The organism is Aeromicrobium sp. P5_D10, assembly GCF_054049535.1.
Map to the genome: position 1 here is coordinate 65,245 of NZ_JBFUME010000009.1, position 10,297 is coordinate 75,541.

A 10,297-nucleotide genomic window follows, 5' to 3' on the forward strand; every position below is an offset into this window, starting at 1 on the left:
CGTCTCCTACTTGGCCTTCTCGAGGATCTCGACGATGCGCCAACGCTTGGTCGCCGAGAGCGGACGGGTCTCCATGATCAGGACCCGGTCGCCGATTCCGGCAGCGTTGGACTCGTCGTGAGCCTTGAGCTTGATGTTGCGACGCAGGACCTTGCCGTAGAGCGCGTGCTTGACGCGATCCTCGACGTTGACCACAACGGTCTTGTCCATCTTGTCGCTGACGACGAGACCCTCACGGGTCTTGCGCGTGGTGCGTTCGGTGGTCACTGCCTCGTCCTTATTGTTCTTGGTCATGCCTTGGCCCCCTCGTCGGACAGAGCCTCGACGATGCCGAGCTCGCGCTCACGCATGACGGTGTAGATCCGCGCGATGTCCTTGCGCACTGCCCGCAGTCGGGCCGTGTTGTCGAGCTGACCAGTGGCGTTCTGGAAGCGCAGGTTGAACAGCTCTTCCTTGGATTCACGCAACTTTTCTTCGAGAGCGTCCGCCTGGAGGGCGCGCAACTCTGCAGCGTTGGTGATCATCACAGCTCACCTGTCTCTCGCGTGATGAAGCGTGCCTTCATGGGCAGCTTGTGGATTGCGCGGCGCATGGCCTCGCGAGCGGTCTTCTCGTCGACACCCGACAGCTCGAACATGACGCGTCCGGGCTTGACGTTGGCGACCCACCACTCGGGCGAACCCTTACCGGAACCCATGCGGGTCTCGGCAGGCTTCTTGGTCAGCGGGCGGTCCGGGTAGATGTTGATCCAGACCTTTCCGCCACGCTTGATGTGACGCGTCATGGCGATACGAGCGGACTCGATCTGACGGTTCGTCACGTAAGCTGCGGTCACACACTGGATGCCATAGTCGCCGAAGGCGAGCTCGGTGCCACCCTTGGCAGCACCGCGGCGAGCCGGGTGGTGCTGCTTGCGGTACTTGACCCTACGGGGCATCAACATCAGGAAGCCTCCCCTGCCGGTGTTGCAGCCACTGCCTCGGCGGGAGCCTCGGTTGCGGCGGGTGCAGCGGTCTCTGCCGCTGCTGCGGAATCCTCGCGCGCGGGGCGCTCGGGGCGACGTGCGCCACCAGCTGCTCCACCACGTGCGGGACGGCGGTTGCTGCCAGGCGCAGCTGCGCGCTTGGCGGCTTCGGCCTCGCGCTCAGCGCGGGTACCGGCAACTTCGCCCTTGTAGATCCAGACCTTGACGCCGATGCGTCCGAAGGTCGTCTTGGCCTCGTAGAAGCCGTAGTCGACGTCGGCACGGAGCGTGTGCAGGGGCACGCGGCCCTCGCGGTAGAACTCCGAACGCGACATCTCAGCGCCACCGAGACGGCCCGAGCACTGGATACGAATACCCTTGGCGCCCGAACGCATCGTCGACTGCATCGCCTTGCGCATCGCCCGACGGAACTGCACGCGGCCCGAGAGCTGCTCTGCAACACCCTGAGCAACCAGCTGCGCGTCCATCTCGGGGTTCTTGACCTCGAGGATGTTCAGCTGCACCTGCTTGCCCGTGAGCTTCTCGAGGTCGCCGCGGATGCGGTCGGCCTCGGCGCCACGGCGGCCGATGACGATGCCGGGACGAGCGGTGTGGATGTCGACACGGACGCGGTCACGCGTGCGCTCGATCTCGACACGGCTGATGCCGGCGCGGTCCATGCCCTTGGTGAGCATCTTGCGGATCTGCACGTCTTCACCGACGTAGCTCTTGTAGAGCTTGTCGGCGTACCAACGGCTCTTGTGATCCGTCGAGATGCCCAGTCGGAACCCGTGCGGGTTGATTTTCTGTCCCACTATCGGGCCCCGCCCTTCTTCTTGGAGGATTTGATGGTCGCGGCAAGGCGCTTGGCCTCGACGAACTCGGCCGGCTGGACAACCACGGTCAGGTGGCTGCTGCGCTTGAGGATGCGGTTGGCCGCACCCTTGGCGCGGGGACGCCAGCGCTTCATCGTCGGGCCCTCGTCAACGTGGACCGTCGTGATGATCAGCGAGGACCGGTCAAGGCCTTCGGTGGTCTCGGCGTTGGCTGCGGCGCTGTCGACCAGCTTGTAGAACACCTCGGCAACGGCCTGCGGTGCGAACTGCAGGATGGCCAGGGCGTTCTCGACCGATTCACCACGGATCAGATCGCCGATACGACGTGACTTCTGCGCGGTGACGCGCACGAAGCGGGTCACTGCGAACGCGCCGGGCTCGTCGCCCAGCAGACGCTCGCGGCGAGCGCTCACGCTCTCACGGGTAGCTGCACTCATCGCCTCTTCGCCTTCCGATCGTCCTTCTCGTGACCACGGAACGTGCGGGTGGGAGCGAACTCGCCCAGCTTGTGTCCGACCATCGAGTCCGTGATGAACACGGGCACGTGCTTGCGGCCGTCGTGCACGGCGATCGTGTGTCCGATGAAGGACGGCAGGATCATCGAGCGACGCGACCAGGTCTTGATCACATGGTGAGTGTCGGCGGCGTTCTGCACGTCGACCTTCTTTTCAAGGTGCCCGTCAACGAACGGGCCCTTCTTCAAACTGCGTGGCATCTGTTAACCAATCCTTCTCAGCGGCCGGACTTGCGGCGGCGGACGATCTGGGAGTCGCTGGCCTTGCGCTTACGCGTACGGCCTTCGGCCTTGCCCCACGGGCTGACCGGGTGACGTCCACCGGACGTCTTGCCCTCGCCACCACCGTGCGGGTGGTCGACCGGGTTCATCGCGACACCGCGGACTGTCGGGCGAACGCCCTTCCAGCGCTTACGGCCGGCCTTGCCCCAGTTGATGTTCGACTGCTCGGCATTGCCGACCTCGCCGATCGTGGCACGGCAGCGGACGTCGACGTAGCGCATCTCGCCGGACGGCAGGCGCAGCTGAGCCTTGGCGCCTTCCTTGGCGACGAGCTGAACCTTGACGCCGGCCGAACGGCCCATCTTCGCGCCGCCACCGGGACGGAGCTCGATGCAGTGCAGCAGCGTGCCGACCGGGATGTTGCGAAGCGGCAGGTTGTTGCCGACCTTGATGTCGGAAGCCGGTCCGGCCTCTACGGGCATTCCCTGCTTCAGACCCTCGGGCGCGATGATGTAGCGCTTCTCGCCGTCCGCGTAGTGCAGGAGCGCGATGCGCGCCGTGCGGTTGGGGTCGTATTCGATGTGAGCGACCTTCGCGGGGATTCCGTCCTTGTCGTAGCGACGGAAATCGATGATGCGGTAGGCGCGCTTGTGTCCACCACCCTGGTGACGAGTCGTGATCCGGCCCTGGTTGTTGCGGCCACCCTTCTTGGGCAGCGGCTCGACCAGGGACTTCTCCGGCGTCGTGCGGGTGATCTCGGCGAAGTCAGCGACGCTCGAACCACGACGGCCCGGCGTTGTCGGCTTGTATTTGCGAATAGCCATATGTCCTCAGTCCTCAGGCGCTCGGCGTCGAGAAGATGTCGATGCTCTGACCGGGCGCGACACTCACGATTGCTCGCTTGGTGTCCTTGCGCTTGCCCAGACCCGTCTTGGTGCGACGCGTCTTGCCCTTGCGGTTGAGCGTGTTGACCGAAGTGACCTTGACGCCGAAGATCTTCTCGACGGCGATCTTGATCTCCGTCTTGTTGGCGTCGGGGTGCACCACGAACGTGTACTTGTTGTCATCGAGCAAGCCGTAGCTCTTCTCGCTGACGACCGGTGCGATCAAGATGTCGCGGTGGTCCTTGTAGATCGTGCTCACTTGTCGTCTCCTGCCTTGGTGAAGCCGGCAGCCTCAGCGGTCTCGGCCGAGTCGAACCAGACCTCGGCGACAGTGGCTTCGTACCACTGGCCGTCGGGCTCGTGGTACTTCATCGAGTCTTCGTTGCCCTTGATCTCGTGACCCTTGGGAGCGTTGCCGCTCTTGAGGGGCGCCTTCGATCCGGGGCCGTAAGGCTGCGTCGCGGTAGCGCCAGCCTTGGCGTCAGCGGCCGGAGCCTCGACGACCTTGGCGGCCTCTTCCTTCTTCGGCTCGGCCTTCTTGGGCTCGACCTTCTTGGCCGCAGCCTTCTTGGCGGGTGCCTTCTTGGCTGCCGGGGCCTTGTCCTTACCGGACACCTCGGTAGCCGCGGCGCTCAGCGCGATCGTCTCTGCACCCTCGGCCGAACGCGCCGCCACGAAGGCGTCGAATGCGGACTGGGTGAAGACCAGGTCGTCAGCCTTCAGCACGTCGTACGTGTTGAGCTGATCGAACGTCAGGATCACGGCGAGGTCGACATTGCGCAGGCTCAGTGCGGTGATCGTGTCTTCACGATCCACCACGATGAGCACGCGGGGACGAGGGGTGAGCCCGGCCAACGTCGCAATGGCCTGCTTCGTGGACGGCTTGTCGCCGGAAACGAAGCTCTCGATGACGTGCAGGCGACCCGTGCGGGCCCGGTCGGACAGGGCGCCGCGCAGAGCAGCAGCCTTCATCTTCTTGGGCGTGCGCTGGTCGTAGTCGCGCGGCTTGGGGCCGTGCACGATGCCACCACCGTTGTACTGGGGTGCGCGGATCGAGCCCTGGCGAGCGCGGCCGGTGCCCTTCTGGCGGTAGGGCTTCTTGCCACCGCCGGCGACCTCGCCACGTGTCTTGGTGCTGTGCGTACCCTGGCGGGCCGCAGCCAGCTGGGCCACGACGACCTGGTGGATCAGCGGGATGTTGGTCTGAACGTCGAAGATGTCGACGGGCAGCTGGGCATCAATGCTGCCCTTGGGAAGTGTCAGTGCCATGGTTTCAGGCTCCCTTCACTGCAGAGCGGATGACGACGAGCGCACCCTTGGGGCCGGGCACAGCGCCCTTGACCAGGATGACGCCCTTGTCGGCGTCGACCGCGTGGACCTTGAGGTTCTGGGTGGTGACTTGCTCGGCACCCATGTGACCGGCCATGCGCAGACCCTTGAAGACGCGACCCGGAGTGGCGCAGGCGCCAATCGAGCCAGGCTTACGGTGGTTGCGGTGCGCACCGTGAGATGCACCCACACCGTGGAAGCCGTGACGCTTCATGACACCGGCGAAGCCCTTGCCCTTGCTGGTCGCGGTGACGTCGATGACGTCTCCGGCGGCGAAGATCTCTGGGGAGATCTCCTGACCCAGCTCGAACTCCGAGATTGCCTCGGTGCGGATCTCGACCATGTGACGGCGAGGCGTGACGCCTGCCTTCGCAAGGTGACCGGCGACCGGCTTGTTGATCTTGCGTCCGTCGATCTCGCCGAAGCCGAGCTGAACGGCGGAGTAGCCGTCGGTCTCACGCGTACGGATCTGCGTGACGACATTGGTGTCGGCGGCGATCACGGTGACGGGAATGATCTTGTTGTCGGCATCCCAGACCTGGGTCATGCCGAGCTTGCGGCCCAGGAGGCCGCGCGTCGTGGCAGTGCTGCTTTCGCTCATTGGTCGCTTCCCCTCAGAGCTTGATCTCGATGTCGACACCGGCAGGCAGGTCGAGACGCATGAGCGAATCGACTGTCTTGGGTGTCGGGTCAATGATGTCGATGAGACGCTTGTGTGTGCGCATCTCGAAGTGCTCGCGGCTGTCCTTGTACTTGTGCGGCGAACGGATCACGCAGAAAACGTTCTTTTCGGTGGGCAACGGCACCGGTCCTGCGACCTTGGCGCCCGTGCGCGTCACCGTGTCGACGATCTTGCGCGCCGACGAGTCAATGACCTCGTGGTCGTAGGCCTTGAGCCGGATACGGATTTTTTGTCCCGCCATGCTCTCGCTTGTCCTTTACGTTCGTTCGCTTCGCAGTCTCACCTCGGGTTTGAGGGAGAAGGCTCCCCCATCCGCCGACCCCCGAGGTCGGGCGTGTCGCGGCCTTTGACGGCTGGTACGGCACACACTTCTCGAGTTAGGTGGTTGGACCTGCCGCAGCAGGACAGGCTCGATCTCAGATTCGGCGCTCTTGTCGTACTCGGCGTGAGATGCCGGACTCCAGCGCCACCGCGATCGAGCCGGGGCAACCGAACTATTCTGACAGAACCCCGGCAACAAACACAAATCGAGGTCTGCGGCTGCTTCGGTGATGGTGGTCACCGGCCAGCAGTAGTCCGCCTGCGCGCGTCGAGCTACAAGACCGCCATACCCAGAAGCGGCGAAGACGCACGGGCGTGATCGCGGCGCGGAATGCGCCCGGCGAGGTGGGCCAAGCGTCCTGCAATGACCGCCGCACCCATCGCTGCGGCCATCATGGTCGGATTCTGCGCCCGGGTCACGGCCGACGCGAGCAACACCCCGTCGCAGCCGAGCTCCATCGCCAGGGCCGCGTCCGAGGCGGTGCCGATCCCGGCGTCGAGGAGCACCGGCACCGTCGCTTCGTCGACGATCAGCGCGATGTTGTGCGGATTGCAAATCCCCAGCCCACTGCCGATCGGTGAACCCAAGGGCATCACAGCGGCGCATCCCACTTGTTGGAGCCGGCGTGCCAGTACCGGATCGTCGTTGGTGTAAGGCAGCACCGTGAAGCCGAGCGCCACGAGTTCCTCGGCCGCGTCTAGCAGCTCGGCGGCGTCGGGCAACAACGTGCGCTCATCGGCCACGACCTCGAGCTTGACCCAGTCCGTCTCGAGCGCCTCGCGGCCGAGTTGCGCGGTTCGGACCGCCTCACGCGCCGTACGGCACCCGGCAGTGTTCGGAAGCACCCGGACCCCGGCAGAGTCGATCACATCGATGACCGATCCTTGGCTGGACGGATCAACCCTGCGCAACGCGACGGTCACCATCTGGGTGCCGGAAGCACCGATGGTCTCCTCGATGACCTGCATACTCGGCGCGCCGCCGGTGCCCAGGATGAGCCTCGAACCCAGCTCCGCCCCTGCGATCACGAATGGATCGTCCATGTCAGCCTCCTTGTACTGCTGTGATGAGTTCGACGGACTGTCCCGCCGACAGCATGCGGTGTGACCATTGGCTTCTGGGTACGACCACACCGTCGATGGCAACAGCCGAACCGCGCGCCGAACCCACATGTTGGTGAATCAACGCGATCACCGTCATGCCCTCGGCGAGCTCTTGTTCGACACCGTTGAGGGTGATCATCATCCGGCGGCCACCTTTTCGAATCGACTCGGCGCACACGGAGCTACGACGTCCGGCATGCTCCCTGCCACCAGCACATCGGCGATCGCGTCGGCGGTGAGCGGGCTCAACAAGATCCCATTGCGGAAGTGGCCGGTGGCAAGCAGTAGTCCTTGTATCCGCGACGGGCCGATCAGCGGCATATTGTCCGGCGTTCCGGGTCGCAGACCCACGACGGTCTCTTCGAGAACTGCCTCGGCCAACTCCGGGAACAGAGTCTGCGCATCGCGCAACGTCTCGTAGACCGCACCCACGCGGACCGACATGTCAAAGCCCGCCTCGTCGCTCGACGCTCCGACAACTAGGCGTCCGTCAGTTCGCGGCACGATATAGACAGCAGAGCCTCTGACCACGCCCCGCACGACGTGCTGCAACCGCGGCTCGCCCGGCAAGCAGAGCCGCAAGGTGTGTCCCTTGACGGGGCGAACCGCCGGCAGGACGTCGCGGGGCAATCCATCGATCCGACCCGCCCACGCACCTGTCGCCAGAACGACCGAGTCCGCGCTGAACTGGCGTCCGTCATCGAGCAGGACGCCCGTCGCGCGGTCGCCTCGCACCACGACGCTCGCTGTGCCGGTCACGCGTGCGACCCCAACCCGCTCCCCTGCGTCGGTGAGTGCACGATGCAAGAGTCGAGGATCGACCTGATGATCCTGATCCGACACGATTCCGCCGGCAAGGCCCGAGGCCAATGCGGGTTCGAGCATGCGCAACGCGCGTCCCGAAACCATGTCTGCGGTCAGACCCAGCTGTTCGGCGAATCCGCCAAGTGCCACCAGGTTCGCGAGATCCGCGTGATCCCAGGCCACCGTGATCGTCCCGCACTGCCGGAAACCTGTGGCCAGACCCGTCAATTCACTCAGCTCGTCGACGAATGCCGGGAACCGGGCCAAGGACTCACGTCCCAGTCGCAGCAGAGCTGTCTCGCCGTAGTAGAGCTCACTCAGCGGTGCCAGCATTCCGGCCGCGGCCCGCCAGGCTCCCGTGTCCGCTTGTGGATCGACAACCACGACCTTGAGGCCTCGCTGGGCGCAGCGCCAGGCTATTGCCGCGCCGATCGCTCCTGCGCCGAGGACGATCACGTCACTGACTTCAGACTGTTTTGTCATTGCTCCCTCGCGCCGGCATGATCCGGATCAGGTTCTACGGTCGGCTGATGCCCTCTCAGCCTGGTCATCACCAGGCTCCCGTGCACCCCCGACGATACCCAGTCAGTAGATTGCTCCCATGCCGCCCCTCGACGACGCCCGGCTCTACCTGTGCACCGACTCTCGTTCCCGTACCGGCGATCTGGAAGATTTCCTCGACACGGTGCTTCGCGCCGGAGTAGACATCGTGCAACTGCGCGAGAAGGGCCTGGAGGCACGCGAGGAGTTGCGCCTTCTGGAAGTCTTCGCGGCCGCCGCGCAGCGCCACGGTGCCTTGTTCGCGGTCAACGACCGAGCCGATATCGCCCGTGCCGCTCGTGCACCCGTCCTTCACCTGGGACAGCGTGATCTGCCGTTGACCGTGGCCCGGGACATCGTCGGACCGGATGTGTTGATCGGACGTTCGACCCACGAGCCCAGTCAGGTAGTTGCGGCGCGAGAGGAGGACGAACTCGCCTACTACTGCACCGGTCCGGTGTGGGCCACCCCGACGAAGCCAGGACGCCCGGCTTCTGGGCCGTCGCTTCTCGATGTCGCCGCCGAGCATGGCACGAAGCCCTGGTTCGCGATCGGTGGGATCGAAGACCTGTCACGCCTCGAGGTCGTGATCGCCCACGGTGCCCGACGCGCCGTCGTCGTGCGGGCGATCACCGAGGCCGAAGACCCGGGTGCTGCCGCTGCAGCATTCGCCACCCGTCTGCGATCCGTCCCGTAGCGGCCGGTGCACTAGCGTCCACTTCGCACCGATTCTTGGACGCCAGCGCACCGCCCAAGACTGGCCGAGGATAGCGAAAGGCCCCGCCCCAGCCGAAGCTGGTGCGGGGCCTTAGGCCAGTAAAGTCTGAGACTTACTTGTTGATCTTCGTGACGCGACCGGCGCCAACCGTACGTCCACCCTCACGGATGGCGAAGCGCAGGCCCTCTTCCATGGCGATGGGCTGGATCAGCTCAACGCTCATTTCGGTGTTGTCGCCCGGCATGACCATCTCGGTGCCCTCAGGCAGCGTGACGACGCCGGTGACGTCCGTGGTGCGGAAGTAGAACTGCGGACGGTAGTTGTTGAAGAACGGCGTGTGACGGCCGCCTTCTTCCTTCGACAGGATGTAGACCTGGCCCTCGAACTCCGTGTGAGGAGTCGTGGAACCGGGCGCGATGATGACCATGCCGCGCTCGACGTCTTCACGCTTCGTGCCACGCAGGAGCAGTCCGACGTTCTCGCCAGCCTCACCCGTGTCGAGCAGCTTGCGGAACATCTCGATGCCCGTGACCGTCGTGGTCTGCTTGGTGTCGCGGATGCCGATGATGTCGACGGTGTCGGTCACCTTGATGATGCCGCGCTCGATACGACCCGTGATGACGGTTCCACGACCGGTGATCGTGAAGACGTCCTCGACCGGCATGAGGAACGGCTTGTCCGTCTCACGCGGGGGCATCGGGATGTAGTCGTCGACAGCCTGCATGAGCTCGAGGACAGCCTCGCCCCACTTGGCGTCGCCGGCCAGAGCCGGAACGGCTGCAACCTTGACGACCGGAACGTTGTCGCCATCGAATTCCTGGTCGCTGAGCAGCTCCCGGACTTCCATTTCGACAAGCTCGAGGATTTCTTCGTCGTCGACCATGTCGCACTTGTTGAGCGCAACGACCATCGCGGGCACGCCGACCTGGCGAGCGAGCAGGACGTGCTCACGCGTCTGGGGCATGGGGCCATCGGTGGCGGCGACCACGAGGATCGCGCCGTCCATCTGAGCTGCACCGGTGATCATGTTCTTGACATAGTCAGCGTGACCCGGGCAATCGACGTGCGCGTAGTGGCGGTTCTCGGTCTGGTACTCGACGTGCGAGATGGAGATCGTGATGCCGCGCTGGCGCTCTTCGGGTGCCTTGTCGATCTGATCGAAGGCCGAGGCCTCGTTCAGATCGGGGTACTTGTCGTGCAGCACCTTGGTGATCGCCGCGGTAAGAGTCGTCTTACCGTGGTCGATATGACCGATGGTGCCGATGTTCATGTGCGGCTTGGTCCGCTCGAACTTCGCCTTAGCCACTTGGGGCTCCTTCTTCGAATTGGTTGCTGTTGAACGCCGTCGGATACTCGCGGCACGAGTACCTCAGGCCATC

16 protein-coding genes are annotated in these 10,297 nt (G+C 64.7%); 1 reads left to right on the forward strand and 15 read right to left on the reverse strand.

The genetic code is table 11. The features are described from left to right. Positions 1-6: 6 nt before the first annotated feature. From rpsQ to thiO, 14 genes are all read right to left on the reverse strand, one after another. Entirely contained in the window at positions 7-294 is a 288-nt protein-coding gene (rpsQ, locus tag ACXJKC_RS17415; RefSeq protein WP_456698007.1) for a 30S ribosomal protein S17, read from the reverse strand. Beyond that, positions 291-524 carry a 50S ribosomal protein L29 gene (gene rpmC, locus ACXJKC_RS17420; protein ID WP_456698008.1) on the reverse strand — a complete coding sequence of 78 codons (234 nt, stop codon included), beginning with the start codon at positions 522-524 and terminating at the stop codon, positions 291-293. Before rpmC ends, rpsQ begins: the two co-directional genes overlap by 4 nt. Next, on the reverse strand, positions 524-943 hold the full coding sequence (rplP, locus tag ACXJKC_RS17425) for a 50S ribosomal protein L16 (RefSeq protein WP_108579714.1): 420 nt from the start codon (positions 941-943) through the stop codon (positions 524-526). Before rplP ends, rpmC begins: the two co-directional genes overlap by 1 nt. Then, entirely contained in the window at positions 943-1,779 is an 837-nt protein-coding gene (gene rpsC, locus ACXJKC_RS17430) for a 30S ribosomal protein S3 (protein WP_456698009.1), read from the reverse strand. Before rpsC ends, rplP begins: the two co-directional genes overlap by 1 nt. Beyond that, positions 1,779-2,237, reverse strand: coding sequence for a 50S ribosomal protein L22 (gene rplV / locus ACXJKC_RS17435; RefSeq protein ID WP_456698010.1), 459 nt, complete (start codon positions 2,235-2,237; stop codon positions 1,779-1,781). The genes rpsC and rplV overlap by 1 nt, the downstream gene beginning before the upstream one ends. Then, the gene (gene rpsS, locus ACXJKC_RS17440; RefSeq protein WP_456698011.1) at positions 2,234-2,515 is read right to left on the reverse strand and encodes a 30S ribosomal protein S19; all 282 of its coding nucleotides are present in this window, start codon (positions 2,513-2,515) and stop codon (positions 2,234-2,236) included. The genes rplV and rpsS overlap by 4 nt, the downstream gene beginning before the upstream one ends. A gap of 17 nt (positions 2,516-2,532) precedes the next feature. Then, on the reverse strand, positions 2,533-3,360 hold the full coding sequence (gene rplB / locus ACXJKC_RS17445; RefSeq protein ID WP_456698012.1) for a 50S ribosomal protein L2: 828 nt from the start codon (positions 3,358-3,360) through the stop codon (positions 2,533-2,535). 13 nt (positions 3,361-3,373) lie between these two features. Further along, entirely contained in the window at positions 3,374-3,679 is a 306-nt protein-coding gene (gene rplW, locus ACXJKC_RS17450; protein WP_396042184.1) for a 50S ribosomal protein L23, read from the reverse strand. Then, positions 3,676-4,689, reverse strand: coding sequence for a 50S ribosomal protein L4, sunset domain variant (rplD, locus tag ACXJKC_RS17455; protein WP_456698013.1), 1,014 nt, complete (start codon positions 4,687-4,689; stop codon positions 3,676-3,678). Before rplD ends, rplW begins: the two co-directional genes overlap by 4 nt. A 4-nt stretch (positions 4,690-4,693) precedes the next feature. After that, positions 4,694-5,350, reverse strand: coding sequence for a 50S ribosomal protein L3 (gene rplC, locus ACXJKC_RS17460; RefSeq protein WP_456698014.1), 657 nt, complete (start codon positions 5,348-5,350; stop codon positions 4,694-4,696). Between the two features lie 13 nt (positions 5,351-5,363). Next, a complete protein-coding gene (gene rpsJ, locus ACXJKC_RS17465; RefSeq protein WP_012923688.1) occupies positions 5,364-5,672 on the reverse strand; it encodes a 30S ribosomal protein S10 in 309 nt (102 codons plus the stop codon). 353 nt (positions 5,673-6,025) lie between these two features. Beyond that, on the reverse strand, positions 6,026-6,796 hold the full coding sequence (locus ACXJKC_RS17470; RefSeq protein ID WP_456698015.1) for a thiazole synthase: 771 nt from the start codon (positions 6,794-6,796) through the stop codon (positions 6,026-6,028). A gap of 1 nt (position 6,797) precedes the next feature. Then, positions 6,798-6,998: a sulfur carrier protein ThiS gene (thiS, locus tag ACXJKC_RS17475; RefSeq protein ID WP_456698016.1), complete on the reverse strand. Its 201-nt coding sequence runs from the start codon at positions 6,996-6,998 to the stop codon at positions 6,798-6,800. Beyond that, a complete protein-coding gene (gene thiO, locus ACXJKC_RS17480; protein WP_456698017.1) occupies positions 6,995-8,143 on the reverse strand; it encodes a glycine oxidase ThiO in 1,149 nt (382 codons plus the stop codon). The genes thiS and thiO overlap by 4 nt, the downstream gene beginning before the upstream one ends. A 118-nt stretch (positions 8,144-8,261) precedes the next feature. Between thiO and thiE the strand changes: the two genes are divergently transcribed. After that, a complete protein-coding gene (gene thiE / locus ACXJKC_RS17485) occupies positions 8,262-8,897 on the forward strand; it encodes a thiamine phosphate synthase (protein ID WP_456698018.1) in 636 nt (211 codons plus the stop codon). A 133-nt stretch (positions 8,898-9,030) separates the two neighbouring features. On the opposite strand, the gene tuf is transcribed toward thiE, so the two are convergent. Continuing rightward, the gene (tuf, locus tag ACXJKC_RS17490) at positions 9,031-10,224 is read right to left on the reverse strand and encodes an elongation factor Tu (protein WP_456698019.1); all 1,194 of its coding nucleotides are present in this window, start codon (positions 10,222-10,224) and stop codon (positions 9,031-9,033) included. Positions 10,225-10,297: the final 73 nt, after the last annotated feature.